Here is a 25699-nt window from a genome sequence, read left to right as displayed (position 1 = left end):
ACTTTATAGCTGCGAGTGCGCGGAGAGTTGTGCAAATCACCATTTCGGCAAATATAAAAAAACCGGCCTAAGAAGCGCCGGTTTACAGTTTTTGATCCTCTTCGGGAACATCGATAATTATCATGTCATTTCCGATTTTTTTTATGTGGCGCCAGGAAACACGGACTTCCCCGCCCTGCTTCCGCAATCCAAACCATTTCCCGGTCGGAATAATCAATGCTTCTATTTGTCCGGTTGCTTCATTGATTTCCAGATCGGTTTGCCCGAGGACACCAAGCCTTTCAGCACGCTTTGCATCAACAATCTCTTTGCCGCTCAATTCACTCAGCTTCATGTATAATCCCCCGCAAAAAAGTATTTTTTACATATGTATCGTCCAAACCGCTGATTTAGACTAGGGGAATGTCCTTAAATTAAAACAAAAAAAGCCATACCATATTTGGCAGGCTGTATTTAAAGTCATTATGCAGGAAGCTTTGGCAGCTCTCCATCAGGGCTGATCAAAGCAATTGAATAATCATCCGTAAAGATGTTTTTGGCCATTTCATCCACGCCCTGCTTGCTGACTTGATCAATTTGTTCAACAATTTCATCCAGGGAGCGATGGCGGCCAAGCAGCAATTCATTTTTCCCGTTTCTGCTCATCCGGCTGTTCGTGCTTTCGAGACTGAGCATTAAGCTTCCTTTTAGCTGCTCTTTGCTGTTATTCAATTCTCTATCGGTAATACCCTCAGCTTTAAGTTTGCTTAATGTTTCCTGGATTGTTGCAGATAACACATCAAGCTGTTTCGCCCCGGTCCCGGCGTAAATCGTTACGATTCCACTGTCCTGGTAGGCCGAGTGATAAGAGAAGACTGAATAAGCGAGTCCCCGCTGTTCACGCACTTCCTGGAACAAGCGGCTGCTCATGCTGCCCCCAAGGATATTGTTTAAAACAATCAAGCTGTACATGTCGTCATGGCCAACCTTCAAGCCTTCAAAGCCGACACATAGATGGGCTTGTTCGGTTTCTTTCTTTCGGGTTACATGGTTTGTATGGAAAACGGGCGTTTCGTCCAAAGCCAGTTGTTGCCCGCCTTCATAGCTGCCGAAATATTTCTCCACTTCTTTTATAAAGGACTCAGAAATGTTTCCTGCAATAGAAACGACAACATTTTCCGGTGTGTATGTGTTATGCATATATTCTCTAAGTGTATTTCCAGTAAAGGACTGAAGCGTTTCTTCAGTGCCAAGGATAGGATAACCAAGGGAATGCTTTTCAAAAATCGCTTTGCTCAACAGATCATGGACGATGTCATCAGGCGTATCTTCATACATTTTTATTTCTTCAAAAACGACGTTTTTTTCCTTATCTAATTCGTCTTCGACAAATGTCGAATTAAAAAACATATCCGAAAGAACTTCAAGGGCAAATTGGGAGTGAGTATCTAAAACCTTTGCATAATAACATGTATATTCCTTCGATGTGAAGGCATTTACCTGGCCGCCAATGCTATCAAAAGATTCAGCGATTTCCCGGGCTGTTCTCGTTGTTGTTCCTTTAAAGAACATATGCTCCAAAAAATGCGAAACTCCGTTAATTTCAGGTACCTCATTGCGTGATCCTGTTCCAATCCAAACGCCGATTGCGACGGAACGGACGGTCGGTATATTTTCAAGGACAACTCGAACACCGTTCTGGCAAGTATATTTCTTAATCAAAATTAATTCCTCCTGTTCTGGAACGACCGGCTGCAAGTATGACTGCATTTAGTAAGTATAGCTTATTGTTGTTATTTTTTCCAAAAAGAAGTTTATATTTCAGTTAATAATTGTATTTCGTCAGTTTATTTAGACAACTGCATTCGTTTCTCGGTTTAGCTTTACGTTGTGAAATTTTCTCACTTCTTCAATAATCTTTTTTCACTTAAGGCTTCAGAAACCGTCCCCAGCTCAATATCCTTCTCGTTGATTTGCATGATCAACTGATCAAGTGCTTTTGCAGTGGAGTCGGTCGGGTGCATAAGGATTAACGCCCCATTATGCACCTTTGTAACAACGCGCTGGATCAACACGTGAGGTGCAGGCTTCTGCCAATCAATTGTATCGACGCTCCACATAACCGTTCCTAGTTTCATCGCCGCGGCAATCTGGACAACCTGATCCCGGTAGCTGCCGCTTGGCGGCGCAAACCAGATCGGATTTATCCCGGTTGTAGCTTCAATCACTTCATTCGTCTTTTTTATTTCTTCATGAATTTTTGCCGTTCCAAGCCGCTCCATATTCGGGTGCGAATACGAATGATTGCCAACTTCATGGCCTGCGGCCGCAATCATTTTTACCAGTTCCGGATTTTGCTTTGCCCATCTTCCTTCCAGAAAAAAGCTCGCTGAAACGTGACGCTTCTTTAAGGTGGCAAGCATATCCGGTATGTATTCATTTCCCCATGCAACATTAATGATAAACGCAGCCATCGGCTTTTCGGGATTGCCTTTATAGATGGGAGCTGCAGGGAGATCACTCAAATGGACTGCCGGGCTTGTTTGTTGAAAAACAAGGTCTTTTTCGGCAAATTTCCCGGTTCCCTTCATTTTGTTGTAAGAGGCTTCCACATCCACCTTCAGTCCGTTATAGCCCGGGATCGCTTTCCAAACCCGGTCTATTTTAGCGTCGACAGGAGGGATTTCATACTCTTGGGCTTTCCGTTCTATCTCTTCACGTAAAAGGCTTTTCTGCTTCCCGACAGAAAGGGTCTCTGTTTTTAATACGGTAATGTAATGATCTATCGTTTGGTTATTAACCAATATAAACGCAATTACAATAAATAAGACGACTAAACCGGTTTTTTTCATCCGACATTCCTCCTTCCATAAAAAAATATGTGAAGGAAGGACAAGGTAGAACACTGTATAAGAAAAGCCAGGGTTGTCCCTGGCTTCTTCCCTGTCCCCGCTCGCGCGGGGAGTACACTATTATTGCTCTGCTTTTTGTTTTTGATCTTTTAATACTGCTTTACGTGATAAGTTGACACGGCCCTGCTTGTCAATCTCGGTCACTTTGACAAGAAGCTCATCGCCGATTGCCACGACATCTTCCACTTTTCCAACCCGCTCCTCAGCAAGCTCGGAAATATGGACAAGGCCGTCTTTTCCGGCAAAAATTTCAACAAACGCTCCGAATTTCTCAATCCGCTTTACTTTGCCGAGATATATTTGCCCGACTTCTACTTCACGAACAATATCTTCAATGATTTTCTTGGCTTTCTGGTTCATTTCTTCGTTAACAGATGAAATAAAGACCGTGCCATCTTGCTCTATGTCGATTTTCACACCGGTTTCTTCAATAATCTTGTTGATCTGCTTGCCGCTTGGACCGATCACATCGCGAATTTTATCCGGGTTAATCGCCATCATTAAGATTTTTGGTGCATATGTTGACAGCTCTTCCCTCGGTGTTGAGATCGTTGCCAGCATCGAGTCGAGGATCTGTATCCGGCCTTTTTTCGCCTGCTGCAGGGCTTCTTCTAAAATCTCGCGTGATAAACCTTCGATTTTAATATCCATTTGCAAAGCTGTAACTCCACTGGCCGTACCAGCTACTTTAAAGTCCATATCTCCCAAATGGTCTTCCATTCCTTGAATATCGGTTAAAATCGTGTAATGTTCACCTGTTTTAACAAGGCCCATCGCAATACCGGCAACAGGTGCCTTGATCGGTACACCAGCATCCATCATCGCGAGTGTGCTTGCACAAATGCTCGCTTGCGAAGTTGAACCGTTCGATTCAAGAACTTCTGATACGAGACGGACCGTATACGGAAAGTCCTTTTCAGGCGGGATAACCGGTTCCAGTGCGCGCTCGCCTAAAGCACCATGTCCGATCTCACGCCGACCCGGTCCTCTCATTGGACCTGTTTCCCCGACGCTGAAGTTAGGAAAATTATAATGGTGCATAAACCGTTTTTCTTCTTCGATTCCTAATCCGTCAAGAATTTGAACGTCACCTAAAGCACCCAAAGTACAGATACTTAGCGCTTGCGTTTGTCCGCGTGTAAAAAGACCTGAGCCATGCGTCCTCGGCAAAATGCCTACCTCGGACGAAAGTGGACGAATCTCATCAACACCGCGGCCATCCGGACGCACTTTCTCTTCTGTAATCAGGCGGCGCACTTCACCTTTAACAAGCTTGTCCAAAACCTTTTTGACCTGCTTGATCGTATCATCGTCTGCTTCCTGTTCCACAAATTTTTCGAGAACGTTATTTTTCACTGCTTTAATCGCGTCTTCGCGGGCATGCTTTTCCTGAACCTGGATCGCTTTGATCATATCCTGCTCACATAATCCGCGCACTTCGGCTTCGATATCTTTATCAATTTGGTAAAGGATGACTTCCATTTTTGCTTTGCCAACTTCAGCCGCGATTTTTTCCTGGAAAGCGACTAAACGCTTAATTTCCTCGTGGCCGAACATGATCGCTTCGAGCATTGTTTCTTCAGGTACCTCATCAGCACCTGCTTCAACCATATTGATGGCATCTCTCGTTCCGGCTACGACCAAATGTATATCGCTTTTTTCAGCTTGCTCGACTGTCGGATTAATCAAAAATTCTCCGTCGACACGGCCGACGTTGACTCCGGCAATCGGTCCGCCGAATGGAATGTCCGAAATTGACAAAGACAATGATGTACCAAACATCGCTGCCATCTCAGAGGAACAGTCCTGGTCAACACTCATAACCATGCTGACTACCTGGACTTCATTACGGAAACCATCCGCAAAAAGAGGCCGAATCGGCCGGTCGATCAACCGGCTGGCAAGAATCGCCTTTTCACTCGGGCGGCCTTCCCTTTTAATAAATCCGCCGGGAATTTTTCCTACCGCATATAACCGTTCTTCATAATTAACTGTCAGTGGAAAGAAATCCAAGTTTTTTGGTTCTTTTGAAGCTGTTGCTGTGCTGAGTACAACCGTGTCTCCATAACGCACCAACACTGCCCCGTTTGCCTGTTTTGCCAGTTGGCCGATTTCAACCATTAATTGGCGGCCAGCCCAATCTATCGAATAGACTTGTTTATTTTGTTCCATTCGTTTCAAACTCCTCTCTGGATCCATCACGCTCAGAGTTAAGCGAGAAAAAATAATTTTCTGTTAACTTCTGTTCTTCTATAGAAAAGCATATAAATGCTCTTATGACAAATTAATAATAGTATGTACAAAAATGCCGCAACTTATATGATTTTCAGCTTATTTTCAAATATTTTCTGAAGCCATAGCCAATAGTATGTATTGCTTTAATGAACGCGTAATGAGCGAAGGCTCACGGCGCAAGCCGGACATAGAAAAAAAGCGGGAAAAAAATCCCGCTTCGGCAGACTATCGACGTAAACCAAGCTTGTTGATTAGTTCACGATAACGTTGAACATCTTTATTACGCAAGTAAGTCAAAAGATTACGGCGTTTACCGACCATTTTCAAAAGACCGCGACGAGAGTGGTGGTCTTTTTTGTGTGTACGTAAATGCTCGTTCAAGTTGTTGATCTGTTCAGTAAGGACAGCGATTTGAACCTCTGGAGAACCAGTATCACTTTCGTGTGTCTTGAATTCACCAATGAGTTCATTTTTGCGTTCTTGTGTGATTGCCATCCTGTTCACCTCCTAATTTATAATCCCCTGTTACCGAGCAAGCGTCGGTGACTCGTCTTGCCAAGCAAAGGTTGATTTTTGATACGTTAATAAGAATACAACTTTTTTTGACAAAAAGCAAGATTAAACATAGCTTTTCTTAAAGTATGCGAGTGCTTTCTGCTTGTCCCGTTCGATTTGTGCAACGAGCTCCTCAATGCCTGAAAATTTCTGTTCTTCTCGAATATGAAGATGCCACTCTATCATAAGCTGCTCCCCGTATATATCCCCGCTGAATTCAAAGATATGTACTTCAACGCTAGGCCGTGCAGCTTTCTCTTGATTAAACGTTGGCTTATATCCGATATTGCATACTCCATAGTACCACGAGCCGCTAACCTTTACGCGAACGGCATAGACACCAGGAGGCGGTATGAGCCAATCCTCCGGAATATTGACATTTGCAGTGGGAAAGCCAATCGTCCTTCCCCGTTTGTCGCCATGAATAACAATTCCTGCAGTTTGGTAGTACCTGCCCAGCAATTGGGGGAGGTCCTCCGTTTTTCCGTTCCTGATCCGGGAGCGGATTAATGTCGAGCTGATCTTCTCCGATCCTTCCGAAAGCTCGGGAACGGTCGTAAAAGTGAATCTCCCGCGGGAATGGAAGGTGATCGTTTCCATCGTCCCTTTACCCATTCTTCCGTATGAAAAATCAAACCCAGCCACCGCATGGTCTACATGTAAGCCAATAATATAGTTGTCAACAAATTCCTGTGGCAGTAAATTCGCAAATTCTTTTGTAAATCGAACGATATACAAATAGTCGATTTCCAGCCTTGAAATCAAGTCAATTTTTTCTGGCAGGGGGGATATGTATTCAATCTGCTGTTCGCTTCTGCCGAGAACGACAGATGGGTGCGGGTCAAACGTCATCACCGCGCTTTGCAGGCCTTTCTGTTCAGCAAAGTCCTTTGCCGTTTGGATCACCTTTTGGTGGCCGAGGTGGACCCCGTCAAAAAAGCCAAGTGCCATCGCCACAGCAGGCAGTTCATTCCTTTTAAAATGATGCGGATGATCAATTGTAATAACTTCCACGCATTTCCTCACCTTTTATCATCGTTTCTGAGCACTTTATCCGGCTTCATTAAACCGGGTTTACGGGGATGATGGCGATAAACAGCAAGGGCACGCCCTTCCTCGGTTTCAACCAATATCGGTCCAGATTCATCGCTTAAATGATCAGGAATCTGGAGTAAAGCGCCGTTTTTTACTTTCTCTGCTAATGTATCACTTATAGTAAATTTCGGCAAATGCGAAATTCCTGCTTCAAGCGGAGCTAAGACCGTCGCTATTTTCCCCTCTGCCATAACAGTTTCGACTTCTTCAAGGGTTAAGCAGTCGGCGATCGTAAATTGTGCTGATTGAATCCTCGTCAAGTACGACATGTGCGCGGGGTAGCCCAATTTTTCACCAATCATTACCGCAAGTGTTCTAATATATGTACCTTTGCTGCACGATACCCGAAAGCGGAAGGTGATCGCCTCGCCCTGAAATAGAATGCGGTCATCCAATAATTCAATTGAATAAATCATCACCTTTCTCGTCGGCCGTTCAACCTCTATGCCTTTGCGGGCATACTCATACAGCCGTTTTCCATTCACTTTTACTGCGGAATACATCGGGGGCGTCTGCACAATTTCCCCGGTCAGGGACGCGAGTACATCCAGAATCTCAGCCCGGGATATTTCTCTGTCAACGGCCTGCTTGTCAATGACATCGCCTGCGGCATCTTCTGTGGAAGTGGAAAAACCAAGCGTCACTTCTCCTTCATAGGCTTTGCCGGCGTCTGTTATATATTCGGCCACTTTGGTGGCCCTGCCGATACAGACAGGCAAAACGCCGGTAACATCGGGGTCGAGCGTTCCAGTATGGCCGACTTTTTTTGTTTTTAATATCTTCCTTAAGCGAAAAACACAATCATGGGAAGTCATCCCTTTTGGCTTTAAAAGCGGCAATATCCCTTCCAATGTTTCATCCTCCTGCGCAAATTTTTATAGAAATCCCGATTTTTACAAAAAAAGGATAGACAGTAGTCTACCCCTTTTTGCAGTCAAGTTCAGCTCTATATTCTAATTAAGTCTTATCTGGTTTGCCTGATGAAAGCGTTTATACACAACGCTTGTTCTGCCATTCAGTTTTTATCTTCATCCTTGATTTGATGAAGAAGCGATTCAATTTTGTTCCCGTAATCAATGGATTCATCAAATTCAAAGAGAATTTCAGGTGTTTTCCGCAAACGGATACGCTGGCCGATTTCGGAGCGGATAAAACCTTTGGCCTTTGCAAGGCCCTTTAACGTATTTTCCCTTTGTTCTTCATCACCCAACACAGAAATAAACACTGTTGCCTGCTGAAGATCGCCGGTGACTTCAACGTCTGTTACCGTTACAAAGCCGATTCTCGGGTCTTTAATTTTACGGCCGATGATATCGCCCAATTCTTTTTTCATTTGCTCACCAACACGGTTCGCTCTATGACTCATTTCGATTCACCTCTTCACCCGGATTAACGGGCATGCAAACTCTTTAAATCGCGGAAATCAATTTGGAAGACGGCGATTTGCATATGTCGTGAGCTAAAAACAAGCTGAGCACACACTAAAGCCATTCGATTTCGCTAATCGTCCGTTCTATTTCCGGAAAAGAGTCGATTAATTTTAATGCATTCTGTAATTCCTTTTCAACCGGAACTTTAGCGGATGAGACTGCGACAATCGCAATCTCCGTCCGCTGCCAAACATCCTGATGCCCGACCTCCGCAACAGAAATATTGTATTTTTGTCTCAAACGGGCAAGGATTCGCTGTAAAACGGCACGCTTTTCTTTTAACGAATGGGCATCATAAATAATGCATTCACAGGCAGCCATGCCGATTATCATTAACGTTCCACTTCTTCCATGATATATGCTTCAATCACATCGCCTTCTTTAACGTCATTGAAGTTTTTAATGGTGATTCCGCATTCATATCCCTGGCTGACTTCTTTTGCATCATCTTTAAAGCGCTTAAGGGCATCTACGGTGCCTTCGAAAATGACGACGCCATCACGGATTAAACGGACGCCGCTGTCACGGGTGATTTTACCATCCGTCACATAGGAACCGGCAATCGTACCAATTTTAGAAACTTTGAACGTTTGGCGCACTTCCGCCTGGCCGATAACTTTTTCTTCGAACTCCGGATCAAGCATCCCTTTCATCGCTGCTTCGATTTCATCGATTACTTTATAAATAATCCGGTGTAAACGAATCTCAACCTTTTCTGCTTCAGCAGTGCGTTTTGCATTGACATCAGGGCGGACGTTAAATCCGATCACAATCGCATTGGATGCAGCAGCAAGCGTGATATCTGATTCGTTAATTGCTCCGACAGCCGTATGGATGATGCGGATGTTAACACCTTCGACATCAATTTTTTCCAGGGAGGCTGCCAAAGCTTCCGCAGAACCTTGCACGTCAGCTTTAATAATCACGTTTAAATCTTTCATTTCCCCTTGTTTCATCTGTTCAAACAAAGATTCGAGACTGACGCGTGATTTTTCACCGCGCTGTGCCTGCACAGCCTGCTGGGAACGCGCCTCACCGATCTGGCGTGCTGTTTTCTCGTCATCAAAGACGACAAAACGGTCGCCGGCCTGGGGAACATCATTAAGACCTGTAATTTCAACAGGTGTAGACGGACCGGCTTCTTTCACACGGCGTCCTAAATCATTCACCATGGCGCGGACACGGCCATAAGTAGAGCCGACTACAATCGGGTCACCGATTTTAAGCGTTCCATTCTGCACAAGCAAAGTTGCAACAGAACCTCGGCCTTTGTCTAGTTGAGCTTCAATAACCGTTCCGATCGCATTACGCTTCGGATTTGCTTTATATTCTTCCACTTCGCCGACTAGAAGAATCATTTCAAGCAGATTATCGATGCCTTCCCCTGTTAAAGCTGAAAGTGGAACGAAAATGGTGTCGCCACCCCATGCCTCTGGCACCAAATTATGCTCGGTCAACTCTTGCATTACCCGGTCCGGATTGGCAGCCTCTTTGTCCATCTTATTAACTGCGACGATAATCGGTACCTCTGCAGCCTTGGCATGGTTGATCGCCTCAACTGTCTGCGGCATCACACCATCATCAGCGGCAACAACAAGAATCGTAATGTCAGTGATTTTGGCTCCGCGGGCCCGCATCGTCGTGAATGCAGCATGTCCCGGAGTATCAAGGAAAGTGATCTTTTTGCCGTTCTCTTCCACCTGGTATGCTCCGATATGCTGGGTTATTCCGCCAGCTTCACCGGCTGTAACCTTAGTATTACGGATCGAATCAAGCAAAGTCGTTTTTCCGTGGTCAACGTGGCCCATGATTGTTACAACAGATGGTCTTTCAACGCGGTTCTCCGCATCATCCTCAGTAAAATAAACCTCCAGGTCTGTTGTATCAATCCTGATTTCTTCTTCTACTTCAACACCATAATCGCCTGCAACAAGTTCAATCGCATCCTTATCGAGTTCCTGATTAATCGTAGCCATTACGCCAAGCATAAAGAGCTTTTTGATGATCTCCGACGGCTCTCTGTGCAGCTTTTTGCCAAGTTCAGCGACTGTTAATGACTCAGTGAACGTAATTTTTTCCGGAAGCTCTCTGACCTTTTTCGGCTGTGGCGGTAGTTGCTGATGCTGTTGCTGCTTGCCGCGATTATTTTTTGGCCGATTGTTGCTGTTATTATTTCTATTGTTATTATTTCTATTGTTATTATTGTTTCTATTATTATTTCTATTGCTATTGTTGAACGGCGGCTTATTATTGGATCTCGCTGGAGCATCCTGTTTTTTGCCGTCGTTGCTCTTTGGAGCCGTTCTAGCCTGTTCTGCTTTTGGCTCTGTGTTTGTACCACTGTTAGTGGCTGCAGCTGGTTTTGGTCTTGATTGTGTTTGGTTCTGCGGTCGTTGCTGAGGCTGTTTGCTCCCTTGTGTCTGCGGCTGTTTCTGTTCTTTTTTCTGATAAAAGCTGTCAAGTTTTTTAATTGTGTCGTCCTCTAATGTTGCCATATGGTTTTTGACCTCAATATTCATTCCGTTTAATTTCGTAATGACATCTTTGCTGGAAATATTATATTTTTTTGCATATTCGTAGACTCGTGTCTTACTCATATTTTCACCCCCGCTAAAATTAATCGAGCAACGTCAACAGCTTCTTTGCAAATCCTTCATCTAATAAAGCCACAACGACACGGGCTTCCTTCCCTATTGACTGCCCAAGCAAATATCGGTTCTCAACGATTTTAAACGGGACATGATAGGATTTACATTTATCTGTTATTTTCTTTGTCGTGTTGGCTGACGCATCTGCCGCCAACAAGATGAGTTTAGCTTTACCGCTTCTAATTTCCTTCACGGAAAGCTCTTCACCCGAAATGATTTTTCGTGCTCGATTGGCTAAGCCAAGCAATGACATCCATTGAGTTGATTTCATCAGGACAGTCGTTTCTCCTTCTCAATGAGTTCAATTAGCTCTTCGTATAAATGATCGTCGATCTTAACCTGTAAATGGTTGGACAGAGTGTTTTTTTTCTTTGCTGACATTACTGCTTCCTTATCCTTGGAAAGATAAGCACCTCTTCCAGACTTTTTACCTGTTAAGTCAATCGATACTTCTCCTTCTTTTGAGCGAACGATGCGAATGAGTTCTTTTTTCGGCTTCATTTCGCCGGTTGCCACACATTTTCGCATAGGAACTTTTTTCACGATCCCTCACCTCGCTCCTTAATCGATATCAGAATCTTCTTCAATTTCGTCGTCGAAAATTAAGAGCCGTTCGTCTCTCGGGTAAATTCCGGCTTGTCTTGCTTCCGATTCTGGTTTGATGTCGATCTTCCATCCAGTAAGCTTTGCTGCAAGCCGTGCATTTTGTCCGCGTTTTCCAATCGCCAGCGACAGTTGGTAATCCGGGACAACAACCGTTGTCGCCTTCTCATCTTGACTGACAATAACATCAAGCACTTTAGACGGACTTAAAGCATTGGCCACAAAAACAACCGGATCATCCGACCATTTGACAATGTCGATTTTTTCGCCTTTTAATTCATTTACGACCGCCTGAACGCGGCTTCCTTTCGGACCAACACAAGAGCCGACCGGATCAACCTCAGGATTGTCAGAGTGAACGGAAATCTTTGAACGGTCGCCTGCTTCACGGGCTACTGATTTAATTTCAACCGTTCCATCAAAGATTTCAGGCACCTCAATTTCAAACAGCCGCTTCAACAAGCCGGGATGTGTTCTCGACACAAAAATCTGCGGTCCCTTTGTCGTTTTTTCCACTTTTGTAATGAAAACTTTAATCCGGTCGTGAGGTTTATAATGCTCTGTCGGCATTTGCTCGTTTGCCGGCAAAATCGCTTCAATTTTACCAAGGCTGACATAAATGAATTTAGGATCTTGACGCTGGACGATCCCGGTCATAATATCTTCTTCGCGGTCAATAAATTCAGAATAAATAATGCCTCTTTCCGCTTCACGGACGCGCTGGGTTACAACCTGCTTTGCCGTTTGCGCGGCAATTCTGCCAAAATCCTTCGGCGTAACTTCCATTTCAACAACATCTTCAACCTGATAATTAGGATTCATTTGCTGCGCTTCCTCGACTGAGATCTCAAGTCGGGGATCAAAAACCTCCTCGACCACTTCCTTTCGCGCAAATACACGCATTGAACCATTTTCTAAATTCAAATCAGTCCGCACGTTTTGTGCTTGATTAAAATTGCGGCGGTATGCTGAAACGAGCGCAGCCTCAATCGCATCTATTAACACATCCCGGGAAATGCCTTTTTCTTTCTCAAGCAGCGTAAGAGCATCCAACAATTCACTTGCCATAAACACGTATCCCCTCAATCTTTATAAATTTTTCTTCGATCCTTTTGTCCATTTTTTCTATAAAAAAAGGCTGAAGATAGCAAATCCAGCACAGTTCTTCTTAAAGGAATATTAGCAAAACTGGATTATCGTTCCGGAAGCCATTCTTTTCAAGTGCTAATGACTTTAAGAAAAGGTAACGGCTAAACGGGCTGCAGCCACTTTATCAAAAGGAATTTCGATGAGTTTTTTTCTCGTTTTAATCTTGATCTCAACCATTATTGATTGTCCATTAAAATCCTTTAATTCCCCTTCGAAGCTCTTTTCACCATCAATAGGTTCATATGTTTTAATAAAGACATTTTTGCCGACAGCCCTTTGATAATCTCTTTCTTTTTTCAGCGGACGTTCTGCACCGGGTGAAGATACCTCCAGGAAATAGTTATGGGGAACGGGGTCAAGTTCATCAAGCTTTTCGCTTAATTTTTCGCTTACCATTCCGCATTCTTCGATGTCGATTCCGGAATCTTTATCAATAAAGACGCGCAGGAACCAGTCTTTACCCTCTTTGACATATTCAATATCAACCAATTCCAACCCGTTATCATCCAGGATCGGAGTGACTAATTCTTCGACAACATCGGTTACCTTACTCATGAAATCCCTCCTTTAACATCCATTCTTTTCGATCGTTTGAAGTTTAATACGAAGAAGGAAAATATTTTGTTTAAATGTCTGCATACAATACGAAAGAGTGGGTTTCCCCACTCTCGTTTGCACGTTATCCTTAGTATTTCCAATAAAACTATAACATAACCAAATATTTAATGCAAACTGAATCGTTCCATATCCTGTCCGGGCTAAAAAAGTGAAAGCTGGTTCTGCTCAGGTAAAGATTCCAGGCATCCATGATTATCAAGATACTCAAGGATCGTTTTCGAAATTTTACCGCGCTGCTGGAGGTCTTCCTTGGAGAGGAACTCTCCTTCTCCTCTTGCCTTGACAATGTTCAGCGCAGCGTTTGTTCCAAGTCCGGGAATCGAATTAAACGGCGGGATTAATGAATCTCCGTCAATTAAAAACTGATCTGCACTTGAACGGTATAAATCTACTTTTCCAAACGAGAAGCCGCGCTCACACATTTCCAGCGCAAGCTCCAACACCGTTAACAGGTTTTTCTCTTTAGGTGATGCATCAAGGCCTTTTGCATTGATTTCATCAATGCGGGCGCGGATCGCCTGTGAACCTCGCGTCATCGCTTCAACATCAAAATCTTCGGCTCTTACAGTAAAATAAGCCGCATAGTACATCAATGGATGATGAACTTTAAAATAAGCAATCCGAACCGCCATTAAAACATAAGCGGCAGCATGGGCCTTAGGGAACATATATTTAATTTTTTTACAAGAACTAATGTACCACTCAGGAACACTGTTTTTCCGCATTTCTTCTTCCATTTCATCTGTCAGTCCTTTTCCCTTCCGCACTGACTCCATGATTTTAAAAGCAAATGCCGGTTCAAGGCCCTGGTAAATTAAATAAACCATAATGTCATCACGACAGCCGATTACTTCGCTCAAATTGCAGGTTTTATTGTGGATAAGCTCCTGGGCGTTTCCGAGCCAAACGTCGGTACCGTGGGACAGTCCGGAGATCTGCACCAACTCAGAAAAAGTAGTCGGTTTTGTGTCCTCAAGCATCTGGCGGACAAACCGCGTTCCAAATTCCGGAATCCCAAGGGTGCCGGTTTTACACATAATTTGCTCTGCGCTTACCCCGAGCGATTCTGTCCCGCTGAAAATTTTCATTACTTCAGGGTCATCTGTAGGAATCGTTTTCGGATCAATACCGCTTAAATCCTGAAGCATCCGAATGACTGTCGGGTCATCGTGGCCGAGAATATCGAGCTTTAATAAATTGTCATGAATAGAATGGAAATCAAAATGGGTTGTTTTCCATTCCGATGTTTTATCATCAGCCGGGAACTGGATCGGTGAAAAATCATAAATGTCCATATAATCAGGGACAACGATGATTCCGCCTGGATGCTGGCCGGTTGTCCTTTTTACCCCGGTGCAGCCTGAAGCGAGCCGGTCGATTTCCGCGCCGCGCAGCTGTAAGTTATTATCCTGCTGATAAGCCTTTACATAACCAAACGCTGTTTTGTCTGCTACTGTGCCAATCGTACCGGCACGGTAGACATTGTCTTCGCCAAACAATACCTTCGTATAATTATGGGCCCGCGGTTGATATTCACCTGAAAAATTCAAGTCGATATCTGGTACTTTATCACCTTTAAAGCCAAGGAAGGTTTCAAACGGGATATCATGCCCGTCCTTCCTGTATGTTCCACCGCAATTAGGACAATCTTTATCAGGCAGGTCAAATCCGGAACCAACCGAACCGTCATTAAAGAACTCAGAATGCTTGCAGGTTGGGCAAACATAATGCGGCGGCAGTGGATTGACTTCGGTAATTTCCGTCATTGTTGCGACTAACGATGAACCGACAGAACCCCGTGAGCCGACAAGGTAGCCGTCATCGAGCGATTTTTTTACCAGCTTGTGAGAGATAAGATAGATAACCGCAAAACCGTGGCCGATGATGCTTTTCAGCTCTTTTTCAAGGCGGGCTTCAACGATCTCCGGCAAATTATCGCCGTAAATGCGTCTTGCCATTGCATAACTCATGCTGCGCATTTCTTCATCTGCACCCTCAATTTTTGGGGTGTACAGATCGTCTTTTATCGGTTTTATATTGTCAATCATATCGGCAATTTTATTCGTATTCGTAACGACAATTTCCTTTGCTTTCTCTTTCCCCAAGAAAGAAAAACTGTCGAGCATTTCGTTTGTTGTCCGAAAATGGACATCTGGCAGCTGGTGCCTGTTCAGTGGATTGGCTCCGCCTTGCGAATTCACGAGTATTTTCCGATAAATTTTATCATTCGGATTTAAATAGTGGACATTACCGGTTGCCACAACCGGTAAGCCAAGCTTATCCCCAAGCTTGACGATATTTGTCATGATTTCCTCCAGAGCAGTACGGTCTCTGACAAGCTCCATTTCTAAGAGATGGGCATAGACTTCCTTTGGCAGGATTTCAAGATAATCATAAAATTGGGCTGTCTCTTCAACCTCTTCCGGCGCCTTTTGCATCATCCCTTCAAACACTTCGCCTTTGTCACAGCCTGAGCCAACAAGGATTCCTTCGCGAAACTTTTCGAGCTGCGAACGGGGGATTCTCGGCACCCGGTAAAAGTAATTTAGATGGGCGATCGAAACGAGTCTGAACAAATTCTTTAAACCTGCTTCGGTTTGCGCAAGCAAGGTGCAATGGTACGGACGCGCACGCTGGTAAGCGTTACCCTGTCCCATATTGTCATTTAATTGATCGTGAAACTCAATGCCCTTTTCAGCTGCATCTTTAAGCATCCGGAGCAGCAGATATCCTGTCGCCTCCGCATCATAAATAGCGCGGTGATGCTGTGTCAGTTCTATATCAAACTTCTTGGCAAGCGTATTCAAGCGATGATTTTTCAGATCAGGATACAAAAAGCGGCCAAGCTCGAGTGTGTCAATGACAGGGTTGGCAGCTTTGCTGAAGCCGGCTTTCTGGTAACCAACATTCAAAAAGCCCATGTCAAAAGAGGCATTGTGGGCAACCAAAACTGCGTCATCTGCCCATTGCTTGAAATCAGCCAAAACGTCTTCAATTTCAGGAGCCCCCCTAACCATGTCATCGGTGATTCCTGTTAAATTAATGGTTGTTGCAGAAAGTGGGTGATGCGGATCGGCAAACCTTTCAAACCGGTCGATAATTTCGCCGTTTTGCACCTTAACAGCTGCAAGCTCAATAATTTTATCGTAAACAGCCGATAAACCGGTTGTTTCGACGTCAAAAACTACGTACATATCTTCCTCGAGCCGCCTGTGTGAACTATTATAGGCGATTGGTACTCCGTCATCGACGAGGTTTACTTCAACTCCATAGAGAATTTTTATATCATTTTTTTTCCCGGCGCCAAATGCTTCCGGAAAAGACTGGGCTCCTGCATGATCGGTAATCGCAACCGCTTTGTGGCCCCATTTTTTCGCCTGGGCGACAAGCGTGCTAACAGGTGTAACAGCGTCCATCTGACTCATAGGTGTATGTAAGTGAAGTTCAACACGCTTTTCGCCTTCCGGTGCCGTGTCTTTTCGTTCAACCGGTTTTATTTCGTTTATATCATTTCCAATCATCACAAGATCACGGACAAACGTATCATTTTGGATGCTGCCGCGAACCTTCAGCCACATTCCCTTTTGCACCCTCTGGAATTGGGCTGCATCTTCTTTGTCTCTCGAAAACATCTTAATCATGATCGAGCTTGTATAATCAGTAAGCTTAAAGGTTAAGAGAGTACGCCCGCTTCGCAGCTCTTTCGTTTCTGCAAAAAAGACATAGCCTTCTATCGCTACCCGTCTTTCCTCATCAACAATTTCTTCGAGCCTTCTGAACTCAGAATCATCCTTAATCGTTAAGCCGATTGTGAGCGGGCCGGAAGGAGCCCCACCGTCAGCCTCTTTCTCCGCCTCTTTCCTCTGCATCTCAATCATCGCCTGCAAACCGCGTTCCTGATCTTCCTTCTGCTTTGCGGCCAAAAATTGTTCATACTCTTTGTTTTCGGGTTCTGACGTAATTTCCGGCTCTATCGTGATTGCCGGAAAACCGAATGTTTGATAAATATTTGAAATCAAGCCGGCGTATTTCCGCTTAATCGCCAGCCCTTCTGTTTCATTCCTGACGGCTAGCACAAATTTGCTGCCCTGAACTTTTGGCGTCTGCTCATTTAATAGTTTTAGCAAGGGTGGTGACATTCCGTCTATTTCTTGAATGCAGTTTGTCCAATATTCAAGGGCAAGCTGTTCGGAAAACTGCTGATCGGCGGCTTCGACCGAAAATGAAATATTGGCAATATGTGAAAATGTCTTTTCCAGTTGCGCAGCAAATCTACTAAATACACTGCAAGGAATAATTCTTTCGAATAAGAAGTAGAAATGCCACCTTTTTGCCTTTTTTTCGATGACCAATTTATCAATTTGTGCGTTAATAAAATGGGAAACGATCGCATCCTCTGTCAAATTTAGCTGCTGAAGCAAAAGCTGGAACCGCTCTTTCTTGCCCTGCGCCTGATCGATCATCCGTCTCTCTCCCATCCTATATTTCTAGTTTTATTATCATTTTTCGACGATATTTGCGATTTGAAACAACTGTAATTATATCATAAAGGCCAGCTGAATTTTTTATTAAAAATGGTTGTAATAATCTCCAACAAAAACCGGTAACCGCTCCCTCTTCAAATAAAAAAACGGGCTCCGCTGCTTATGGGAGAGCCCGTTTTATGTTTAAAGAGTTGAAATTAGTTCTGAAATTTTTGCAACAAGCTCATCCTTGTGGGACTCAAAAGACTCCCCTGTTTTACGCACTTTAACTTCAACGATTCCCTCGGCTGCTTTCTTGCCGACCGTAATCCGTATCGGCAGCCCGATTAAATCGGAATCGGCGAACTTTACACCGGGTCTTTCCTGGCGATCGTCAAGAAGTACCTCAAAACGATTCTTCTTCAGCCGTTCATATAGCTCCAATGCGAGGGCTGATTGGGCTTCATCCTTCATATTGACAGCGATCAAATGCAAATCAAATGGCGCGAGCGAGGATGGCCAGATAAGGCCATTTTCATCATTGAATTGTTCTGCGACCGCAGCCATCGTCCGGGACACACCTATTCCATAGCAGCCCATCAGCATCGGCTGTGATCTTCCATTTTCATCTAAATATGTCGCATTCATTGCTTCACTGTAGCGTGTACCCAGCTTAAACACATGTCCGACTTCGATTCCTTTTGCAAACAGAATCTTTCCTTGTCCATCCGGTGAAGGGTCCCCTTCTTGAACAAAGCGAAGATCCTCATACTGGGATATTTGGAAATCCCGGCCCGGGTTCACGTTGATAAAATGGTAATCTTCTTCATTGGCACCGCAGACACCGTTCACAATTACCTCGACAGCGCGGTCAGCGACCACTTTAACTTCGTCATTCTTCATGTTGACCGGCCCCAATGAACCAACGCTGCAGCCAAGAACCGCTCTCGTCTCTTCAGCACTTGCAAGCTCAACCGCAGCAGCTTCCAATAAATTTTTCACTTTAATGTCATTAACTTCGTGATCGCCTCTGACAAGGACGAGCACGTAATTTTCATCCGCTTTAAACAGCAGGGTTTTTATGCAGTTTTCTGCAGGCACATTTAGAAATGCCGTTACTTCTTCGATCGACTTTTGATTCACGGTTTTTACTTTTTCGAGTTCTTTTTCAACTTCTCCGTTTTTCTCGTATCTGGCAACCACTGGAGCCATTTCAATATTGGCTGCGTAATCGGACGTATCGGAATAAGCAATCGTATCCTCACCGACATCGGATAACACCATAAATTCATGTGTATCTTTGCCGCCCATTGCTCCGGAATCGGCAATGACCGCCCGAAAATCCAATCCGCACCTTCTGAACACGTTGCTGTATGCCGTAAAAAGCTTTTCATAAACATCATCCAAACTATCAGGAGATGAATGGAACGAGTAAGCATCTTTCATAATAAACTCACGGCCGCGCAACAGCCCGAAACGCGGCCTTTTTTCATCGCGGAACTTTGTCTGGATTTGATAAAGGGTTAACGGAAGCCGTTTATATGATTTAATTTCGTCACGAACAATGCTCGTAATCACCTCTTCGTGAGTGGCACCAAGGGCGAAATCACGGTCATGGCTGTCTTTAAGCCGCATCAGCTCAGGCCCGTATGTGTACCAGCGCCCTGATTCCTGCCATAATTCAGCTGGCTGCAAGGCTGGCATAAACAGCTCGACTGCTCCGGCATTGTTCATTTCTTCGCGAATAATCGCTTCGACTTTTTGCAGCACCTTTCTTCCAAGCGGAAGGTAGCTATAAATTCCGCTTGCAATTTGGCGGATAAAACCGGCTCGTAACAGGAGTTGATGGCTTTTAATTTCAGCATCTGCGGGAATTTCCCGTAAAGTTGGAATAAGCGACATACTTTGTTTCATTTTGTTCTGCACCTCTTTTCGCATTACTACTGTGATCGTTTCATTTCCTTGCCTGTCTTATATTTCAAACCAAAGCGCCAATATCGCCCTGGCACTTCCTGAAAGAAGACCATCAGCAAATAGTCTTGTGATGGCTGACAATGCTATAAGAAAAAGCGTTGAATATCATTCCATGTGACAACAAGCATGAGCAACATCAATAGGGCAAAGCCGATAAAATGGACCATTCCCTCTTTTTGGCGGTCAATCGGCTTTCCTCTAATTGCCTCAACAGCGAAAAACATCAGCCTTCCCCCGTCTAACGCCGGGATTGGAAGCAGGTTCATGATGCCGAGGTTAATGCTTAAAATCGCTGCCCATCTCATTAAATAAAAGATCCCTGATTGCGCAACAGTATCGGTCGATACATATATCCCAACCGGACCCGACAGCATATCGATTGAAAATTGGCCAGTCACCAGTTTTCCTAACATAACAAAAATTTCTTTTGTCCAGAAATAAGTCTGTTCAAAACCATAGGAAAAAGCTTTAAGCGGCGATTTTTCGACAGGACTGTAAACGCCAATAATGCCAATCGTTTCTTCTTCTACCCTTTGCGCTTCCGGCGTTACCGGTACTTCGATTGTTTTGCCATCCCGGACGACAACAAATTCAAGCTCGTTGCCTGGATTTTGGCGAATAATCTCGACAACATCAGACCAGCTGGAGATTTCTGCACCGTCAATACTTTCGATTGCGTCGCCTTCCTGTAAGCCCGCAGCCTCTGCTGCTCCATCCGGGGCCAGTTTCCCCAGCGCTGGATCATTGGAAGGAATTCCTTGAATGAACGCTAAAATAAGAAAAATGAAAAAGGCAAGAACAAAATTCATCATTGGGCCGGCAAAGATGGCCATTGTTCGTTGTCCGAGCGTTTTAGAGGCAAATTGCCGGTTATACGGTGCAATCTGTGTTTCAACTCCGGCTTCGACTAATACCGCATCAGGGCGGATCACGAAAGATTGCAGCTGCTCCTCTTCATCGTCTGCGTATCCTTTTATGATAAGGTCATGTTCAATATCGGCATGTTCCACTTCAATAACTCTTGCCTGCGGATATTTTTCTTTGTTGTTTAATATGATTTTTGTGACTTTTTCGTTTTGATCGAAAAGAAGGCCGATTCGGTATCCTGATTTAATCTCGACCATCTCCGGATCCTCGCCTGCCATGCGGACAAACCCGCCGATTGGCAATAGGCGGATCGTGTATGTCGTTTCTCCTTTTTTATGGGAGAAAACTTTCGGACCAAAACCAATCGCAAACTCGCGGCAGAGAATTCCGGCCCGCTTCGCAAAAACAAAATGGCCTAACTCGTGGAAAAAGACGAGGGCGCCAAAGATAACAATAAATGCGATAACTGTACTCAAAGTTTAACCACCTTTTATCGTGTGAGTTTTTCAAGCTATTGTCCCTATGATGAAATTAACCTTTTAACGTACATTGTTGATTTCCAATTAATATTATACTAATGATTCGACTAGTCTTCTCGCTTCTTTATCTGCTTCTTGAATCGCTTCAAGATCAGGGTTCACGATATTTTTATGAGCGCTGATCGCTTTTTCTATTAAGTCCTCAATTTTCAAGAACGTGATTTTCCCGTCCAGGAATGCAGCTACTGCCGCTTCATTGGCTGCATTTAAAACAGCGGGCAGCGCCCCACCGGCCTTTCCTGCTTCGTATGCATAATGTAAACAGCGAAATCGTTCAAAATCCATTTCCGAGAAATGAAGTTTGCCGATTTCAGCAAGATTGAGGCGGTTTGCACCTGGAAGAGGAAGCCTATCCGGGTATGTCAAAGCATATTGAATCGGGACTCGCATATCAGGAGTGCCGAGTTGAGCGATCATACTGCTGTCATGAAATTCCACCATTGAATGGATGATGCTTTCCTTATGTAATAGGACATCAATCTTTTCAAAAGGAATCGAGAAAAGCCAGTGCGCCTCAATGACCTCAAGTCCTTTATTCATCATCGTTGCTGAATCAATGGTAATTTTTGCTCCCATCGACCAATTAGGATGGTTCAAAGCTTCCTGCACCGTCACCTTTTCCAAATCTGCTCTTGAACGGTCGCGGAAGCTGCCTCCCGAAGCAGTCAAGATTAATCTCTCAATATTTTCGTACTTTTCACCTTGAAGTGCTTGAAAAATGGCTGAATGTTCACTATCAACCGGCAGCAATGCGACTTGATTGCGTTTCGCGGCTTCGATAACGATGTGCCCAGCTGTTACAAGCGTTTCTTTGTTTGCAATGGCAATTGTTTTTTTTGCCTCAATGGCCGCTAACGTCGGGGAAAGCCCAACACTTCCCAGGACAGCATTGACAAGAATATCAGATTTTGCATAAACTGCAGCTTCAATTAAACCCTCTTCAGAAAAACCAAACTGAACGCCGGGATACTCAGCTTTCAATGTGTCCGCCGAAGATTTATCCTGGACGGCGACAAATTCAGGCTTAAATTCAGAGACAATTTTTCTCGCCAGCTCCAAATTTCTCCCGACTGCCAGGGCAACCAGCTTAAACTCGCCCGGATGTTGTCTTATTATATCCAAAGTCTGGGTGCCGATCGATCCAGTCGCTCCCAAAAGACTAATATTCTTCATTTAGCTCACTCCCCTAAATAACAAAAACCTGCCTATATACTGTTGTGCTCTATATCAATTGGAAAAAATGGATTAAAGGCCAGACAAACAGCAAACTGTCAAACCTGTCGAGAATACCTCCATGCCCTGGTAGAAGGCTTCCGGAATCTTTAACATTGTAGTGACGCTTTAACGCAGATTCGACGAGATCGCCAATTTGTCCAAATATTGATAATAGAACAGTAATGATAATCAGCTCAAGAAGCGGAGCATCGATCTTTTCAGCAAAAATAGAAAAAACGATGGCAACAACCAGAGCGCAGATAATCCCTCCGACAAATCCTTCGACCGTTTTATTTGGGCTGATTTCCGGCCAAAGCTTATTTTTCCCCATTGCTCTTCCAATAAAATATGCACCCGAATCGGTCGCCCAAACAATCAGCAGGGAGTAGAATACGAATTCAATTCCGGCATCCCTTGTTTCGAGAAAGTAATAGAAACCGATCCCGATGTATAAAATAGCCATTGTTGAAAAAGCAACATCGTCAAAAGTAAATCGATTTTTAGTTGCTACAGTATAAGTCAAGAACAATAAAACCGCAATCAAAGCTAACTCGACTTTAGTATAGTCAAGATCTTCGATAAGATTTTGGTAATCGCTTGGGAGCAGGAAAATCCACAATAATATAAGAGATATAATTCCTGGAACAGACAGCAGCTTAAGATGCCGCATTTTAAGTAATTCATACAGGCTAATTGTCGCTAAAAGGTAAACCATCAATAAAAAAGGAGCGCCGCCGTAGAGGACAATCGGCAAAAATACTGCCGCTGCTATTACTGCTGTTATAATTCTTTGCTTCATCTAATTTTTCAACACCTTTATCATATCTAACGGGACCCACTAAGTTATACGGATATATCGAATTTTGCCATTTGCTGTTAAGCCCAGTCAAAACACGAAACAACGATTAAAAGGTCCTTTTTCTGAATCAACAAGCCCAGCGTCTAAATTTTCTACACCCCGCCAAACCTGCGCTGGCGCCTTTGGAATACTTCGATTGCTTCCACCAGATGCTCTTCATTAAAATCGGGCCAGAGAACGTCGGTGAACCAAAATTCGGTATAGGCCAGCTGCCAGAGCATAAAATTGCTTAAACGGATTTCACCGCTTGTGCGAATGAGAAGATCAGGATCCTCGATATTTTTAGACATTAAATAAGCGGAAAAGGTTTCCTCATTAATGTCATTTTCATCCATTATACCACTTTTGCATTCCTTTAAGACATCCTTAACCGCTTCAATAATTTCAGCCCTGCTGCCGTAATTAAGAGCAAAATTTAAACTGAGGCCTGTATTGTCCTTTGTTTCATGAATCGCTCTTTCAAGTGCGCTAAGGGTGTGGGCGGGCAAGTTCTGCTTATAACCCATCATTTTCACCTGGACGTTTTCGGCAACGAGCTCCGGTAAAAAGGTATCCAAAAATTCATCGGGCAAACTCATGATATAGTCGACTTCCGTTTTCGGCCTCTTCCAGTTCTCTGTTGAAAAAGCGTATACGGTAAGGGTTTTTACTCCAAGCTCGCTTGCCAGTTTCGTTATTTTCCGGACAACCTTCATCCCTTCATGATGTCCGGCCACTCTCGGCAACGCTCTCTTTTTCGCCCATCTTCCATTACCATCCATTATGATAGCGATGTGGGAAGGAACTTTTTGTTGTTTAACCTGCTGAATGCGCTCCTGGAGATTGGAAGAAGGCCCAGAGTTCCTCCAAAGCTTAAGTTTTTTTAACATAATTACAGTTCCTCCAAAACGGGTAATCAATCTCCGAATACAGACTCCTGCAAAAGCCAGCCTGCTATTAGATCATATTCGGATAGCTCTTTTCCACATGCTCTTATCATACCAAAAAAGGGTAAAGATATCTCTATTAAATAGATATGTTCAAACACGATAATTAAGAATATTTTAAAAAGTGCCGGCCAGCTGTTAAGAAGGAAATGGTCTCAAAGAAATGATAGACCCGAAAACATAAAAACCCTCTAAAATAGAGGGTTATAAAATATATCCCGTTACAGGCTAACCGCGATCATATAGAACAGATAACGAATAGAATGAATGAAGCTGGAAATATCCTAATCACCATTATACTTCCATAATTTCTTTTTCTTTATCTTTTGTAATCTGGTCGACTTTGCTGATGTACTCGTCTGTGAGTTTCTGGATATCATCACCATAACCTCTCAGGTCATCTTCTGTAATCTCACCATTTTTCTCAAGCTTTTTAAGATCATCATTTGCATCACGGCGGATATTTCGGACAGCCACTTTTGCTTCTTCGGATTCTTTTTTAACAAGCTTTACAAGCTCCTTGCGCCGTTCTTCAGTTAGCTGTGGAATTGTAATTCGAATCAGTGAGCCATCATTTGTCGGATTGAGGCCAAGATCTGACTTTTGAATGGCTTTCTCAATTCCACCTAATACGGTTTTATCGTATGGCTGAATAACAAGTACACGTGCCTCAGGAACACTAATTCCTGCTAATTGGTTTACCGGTGTAGGTGCTCCATAATAATCGACAGTAATTTTGTCCAATAAAGACGCATTTGCTCTTCCTGCACGAATGGTTGCCAGTTCACGTGTGTAAGCCTGAATCGCTTTCGTCATTTTTTCTTTAGTATTGGAAATAAGCTGCTTTGGCATTAATTTTTCCCCCTGACTACCGTACCGATGGTTTCTCCCATTACGGCGCGTTTAATATTTCCTTGTTCCATAATTGAAAATACGATCAATGGAATATTGTTATCCATACACAATGAAGATGCAGTTGAGTCCATCACCGCCAGTCCTTCCTTGATGACATCAAGATAGGATAATTCATCGTATTTCTTGGCATTTTTATCGACCCGAGGATCTGCTGAATAAACGCCGTCCACATTGTTTTTCGCCATTAAAATGACGTCTGCTTCAATTTCCGCGGCACGTAAAGCAGCTGTTGTATCTGTGGAGAAGTAAGGATTTCCTGTTCCGGCTGCGAAAATAACAACCCGTTTTTTTTCTAAATGGCGAATGGCGCGTCTGCGAATATATGGCTCGGCTACCTGGCGCATTTCGATTGAAGTCTGGACGCGTGTTGCTACTCCAACTTGCTCAAGGCTGTCTTGCAGCGCCAATGAGTTCATCACCGTCGCAAGCATGCCCATGTAATCAGCTGTTGCCCGGTCCATACCCATTTCACTGCCGATTTTGCCACGCCATATGTTTCCGCCGCCAACAACGACTGCTACTTCAACGTTGAGCTCAGCCAACTCTTTCACCTGTTCGGCGACGGATTTAATGACAGCTGGATTAATGCCAAAGCCCTGTTCTCCAGCTAAGGCTTCACCACTTAATTTTAAGACAACGCGTTTATATTTAGGGCTGCTCATAGGAACCTCCATTATGTAATTAAAGCATCTATATTTAACGTTTCATTGTTTCCAA

22 protein-coding genes are annotated in these 25699 nt (G+C 43.9%); all 22 read right to left on the bottom strand.

All coding sequences use genetic code 11. The features are described from left to right. Positions 1-82: 82 nt before the first annotated feature. A complete protein-coding gene (locus tag CU635_RS08100; protein WP_101576691.1) occupies positions 83-334 on the bottom strand; it encodes a YlmC/YmxH family sporulation protein in 252 nt (83 codons plus the stop codon). 128 nt (positions 335-462) lie between these two features. Then, positions 463-1701: a M16 family metallopeptidase gene (locus tag CU635_RS08095; RefSeq protein ID WP_101576689.1), complete on the bottom strand. Its 1239-nt coding sequence runs from the start codon at positions 1699-1701 to the stop codon at positions 463-465. 179 nt (positions 1702-1880) lie between these two features. Then, the gene (locus tag CU635_RS08090; RefSeq protein ID WP_101576687.1) at positions 1881-2831 is read right to left on the bottom strand and encodes a polysaccharide deacetylase family protein; all 951 of its coding nucleotides are present in this window, start codon (positions 2829-2831) and stop codon (positions 1881-1883) included. Positions 2832-2951: 120 nt separating this feature from the next. Then, positions 2952-5063, bottom strand: coding sequence for a polyribonucleotide nucleotidyltransferase (gene pnp / locus CU635_RS08085; RefSeq protein WP_101576685.1), 2112 nt, complete (start codon positions 5061-5063; stop codon positions 2952-2954). Positions 5064-5351: 288 nt separating this feature from the next. Further along, positions 5352-5621, bottom strand: a complete 270-nt coding sequence (gene rpsO / locus CU635_RS08080; RefSeq protein ID WP_101576683.1) for a 30S ribosomal protein S15 — start codon at positions 5619-5621, stop codon at positions 5352-5354. Between the two features lie 123 nt (positions 5622-5744). Next, positions 5745-6695: a bifunctional riboflavin kinase/FAD synthetase gene (gene ribF, locus CU635_RS08075; RefSeq protein WP_101576681.1), complete on the bottom strand. Its 951-nt coding sequence runs from the start codon at positions 6693-6695 to the stop codon at positions 5745-5747. 8 nt (positions 6696-6703) lie between these two features. Beyond that, on the bottom strand, positions 6704-7627 hold the full coding sequence (gene truB, locus CU635_RS08070) for a tRNA pseudouridine(55) synthase TruB (protein ID WP_101576679.1): 924 nt from the start codon (positions 7625-7627) through the stop codon (positions 6704-6706). A gap of 164 nt (positions 7628-7791) precedes the next feature. Then, a complete protein-coding gene (gene rbfA / locus CU635_RS08065) occupies positions 7792-8142 on the bottom strand; it encodes a 30S ribosome-binding factor RbfA (protein ID WP_101576677.1) in 351 nt (116 codons plus the stop codon). Positions 8143-8257: 115 nt separating this feature from the next. Further along, positions 8258-8539: a DUF503 domain-containing protein gene (locus CU635_RS08060; protein ID WP_101576675.1), complete on the bottom strand. Its 282-nt coding sequence runs from the start codon at positions 8537-8539 to the stop codon at positions 8258-8260. Beyond that, positions 8539-10803 carry a translation initiation factor IF-2 gene (infB, locus tag CU635_RS08055; protein ID WP_101576673.1) on the bottom strand — a complete coding sequence of 755 codons (2265 nt, stop codon included), beginning with the start codon at positions 10801-10803 and terminating at the stop codon, positions 8539-8541. The genes CU635_RS08060 and infB overlap by 1 nt, the downstream gene beginning before the upstream one ends. A 19-nt stretch (positions 10804-10822) precedes the next feature. Further along, positions 10823-11125 carry a YlxQ family RNA-binding protein gene (locus tag CU635_RS08050; RefSeq protein ID WP_101576671.1) on the bottom strand — a complete coding sequence of 101 codons (303 nt, stop codon included), beginning with the start codon at positions 11123-11125 and terminating at the stop codon, positions 10823-10825. After that, positions 11125-11382, bottom strand: a complete 258-nt coding sequence (gene rnpM / locus CU635_RS08045) for an RNase P modulator RnpM (RefSeq protein ID WP_101576760.1) — start codon at positions 11380-11382, stop codon at positions 11125-11127. Before rnpM ends, CU635_RS08050 begins: the two co-directional genes overlap by 1 nt. Before the next feature lie 33 nt (positions 11383-11415). Further along, positions 11416-12525: a transcription termination factor NusA gene (gene nusA / locus CU635_RS08040; RefSeq protein WP_101576669.1), complete on the bottom strand. Its 1110-nt coding sequence runs from the start codon at positions 12523-12525 to the stop codon at positions 11416-11418. Between the two features lie 165 nt (positions 12526-12690). Further along, the gene (gene rimP, locus CU635_RS08035; RefSeq protein WP_101576667.1) at positions 12691-13161 is read right to left on the bottom strand and encodes a ribosome maturation factor RimP; all 471 of its coding nucleotides are present in this window, start codon (positions 13159-13161) and stop codon (positions 12691-12693) included. A gap of 203 nt (positions 13162-13364) precedes the next feature. Further along, positions 13365-17687, bottom strand: a complete 4323-nt coding sequence (locus tag CU635_RS08030; protein WP_101576665.1) for a PolC-type DNA polymerase III — start codon at positions 17685-17687, stop codon at positions 13365-13367. A gap of 204 nt (positions 17688-17891) precedes the next feature. Continuing rightward, positions 17892-19601, bottom strand: a complete 1710-nt coding sequence (locus tag CU635_RS08025) for a proline--tRNA ligase (RefSeq protein ID WP_101576662.1) — start codon at positions 19599-19601, stop codon at positions 17892-17894. A 143-nt stretch (positions 19602-19744) separates the two neighbouring features. Further along, positions 19745-21004 carry an RIP metalloprotease RseP gene (gene rseP, locus CU635_RS08020; protein ID WP_101576661.1) on the bottom strand — a complete coding sequence of 420 codons (1260 nt, stop codon included), beginning with the start codon at positions 21002-21004 and terminating at the stop codon, positions 19745-19747. Between the two features lie 93 nt (positions 21005-21097). Next, positions 21098-22240 (bottom strand): 1-deoxy-D-xylulose-5-phosphate reductoisomerase, encoded by a 1143-nt coding sequence (locus CU635_RS08015; protein WP_101576658.1) that lies wholly within the window; start codon positions 22238-22240, stop codon positions 21098-21100. 49 nt (positions 22241-22289) lie between these two features. Further along, positions 22290-23081: a phosphatidate cytidylyltransferase gene (locus tag CU635_RS08010; protein ID WP_101576656.1), complete on the bottom strand. Its 792-nt coding sequence runs from the start codon at positions 23079-23081 to the stop codon at positions 22290-22292. A gap of 152 nt (positions 23082-23233) precedes the next feature. Then, positions 23234-24010 carry an undecaprenyl pyrophosphate synthase gene (locus CU635_RS08005; RefSeq protein ID WP_101576654.1) on the bottom strand — a complete coding sequence of 259 codons (777 nt, stop codon included), beginning with the start codon at positions 24008-24010 and terminating at the stop codon, positions 23234-23236. Positions 24011-24361: 351 nt separating this feature from the next. After that, a complete protein-coding gene (frr, locus tag CU635_RS08000; protein ID WP_101576652.1) occupies positions 24362-24919 on the bottom strand; it encodes a ribosome recycling factor in 558 nt (185 codons plus the stop codon). Next, the gene (gene pyrH / locus CU635_RS07995; RefSeq protein WP_101576650.1) at positions 24919-25644 is read right to left on the bottom strand and encodes a UMP kinase; all 726 of its coding nucleotides are present in this window, start codon (positions 25642-25644) and stop codon (positions 24919-24921) included. The genes frr and pyrH overlap by 1 nt, the downstream gene beginning before the upstream one ends. Positions 25645-25699 lie beyond the last annotated feature (55 nt).

It is taken from the genome of Bacillus canaveralius (genome assembly GCF_002860125.1).
In the GTDB taxonomy this organism is placed as follows: domain Bacteria; phylum Bacillota; class Bacilli; order Bacillales; family Cytobacillaceae; genus Bacillus_BJ; species Bacillus_BJ canaveralius.
Note: the sequence above shows the minus strand (reverse complement) of the source record. Positions and strands in the feature narration are given on the sequence as shown.

Bases quoted from the DNA above. Each gene is read 5' to 3' on its own strand.
- CU635_RS08100 (WP_101576691.1), bottom strand. From the start codon at position 334: ATGAAGCTGAGTGAATTGAGCGGCAAAGAGATTGTTGATGCAAAGCGT.
- CU635_RS08090 (WP_101576687.1), bottom strand. From the start codon at position 2,831: ATGAAAAAAACCGGTTTAGTCGTCTTATTTATTGTAATTGCGTTTATA.
- pnp (WP_101576685.1), bottom strand. From the start codon at position 5,063: ATGGAACAAAATAAACAAGTCTATTCGATAGATTGGGCTGGCCGCCAA.
- rpsO (WP_101576683.1), bottom strand. From the start codon at position 5,621: ATGGCAATCACACAAGAACGCAAAAATGAACTCATTGGTGAATTCAAG.
- rbfA (WP_101576677.1), bottom strand. From the start codon at position 8,142: ATGAGTCATAGAGCGAACCGTGTTGGTGAGCAAATGAAAAAAGAATTG.
- CU635_RS08060 (WP_101576675.1), bottom strand. From the start codon at position 8,539: ATGATAATCGGCATGGCTGCCTGTGAATGCATTATTTATGATGCCCAT.
- infB (WP_101576673.1), bottom strand. From the start codon at position 10,803: ATGAGTAAGACACGAGTCTACGAATATGCAAAAAAATATAATATTTCC.
- CU635_RS08050 (WP_101576671.1), bottom strand. From the start codon at position 11,125: ATGAAATCAACTCAATGGATGTCATTGCTTGGCTTAGCCAATCGAGCA.
- rnpM (WP_101576760.1), bottom strand. From the start codon at position 11,382: ATGCGAAAATGTGTGGCAACCGGCGAAATGAAGCCGAAAAAAGAACTC.
- nusA (WP_101576669.1), bottom strand. From the start codon at position 12,525: ATGGCAAGTGAATTGTTGGATGCTCTTACGCTGCTTGAGAAAGAAAAA.
- rimP (WP_101576667.1), bottom strand. From the start codon at position 13,161: ATGAGTAAGGTAACCGATGTTGTCGAAGAATTAGTCACTCCGATCCTG.
- CU635_RS08030 (WP_101576665.1), bottom strand. From the start codon at position 17,687: ATGATCGATCAGGCGCAGGGCAAGAAAGAGCGGTTCCAGCTTTTGCTT.
- CU635_RS08025 (WP_101576662.1), bottom strand. From the start codon at position 19,601: ATGAAACAAAGTATGTCGCTTATTCCAACTTTACGGGAAATTCCCGCA.
- CU635_RS08015 (WP_101576658.1), bottom strand. From the start codon at position 22,240: ATGAAGAATATTAGTCTTTTGGGAGCGACTGGATCGATCGGCACCCAG.
- CU635_RS08010 (WP_101576656.1), bottom strand. From the start codon at position 23,081: ATGAAGCAAAGAATTATAACAGCAGTAATAGCAGCGGCAGTATTTTTG.
- CU635_RS08005 (WP_101576654.1), bottom strand. From the start codon at position 24,010: ATGTTAAAAAAACTTAAGCTTTGGAGGAACTCTGGGCCTTCTTCCAAT.
- frr (WP_101576652.1), bottom strand. From the start codon at position 24,919: ATGCCAAAGCAGCTTATTTCCAATACTAAAGAAAAAATGACGAAAGCG.
- pyrH (WP_101576650.1), bottom strand. From the start codon at position 25,644: ATGAGCAGCCCTAAATATAAACGCGTTGTCTTAAAATTAAGTGGTGAA.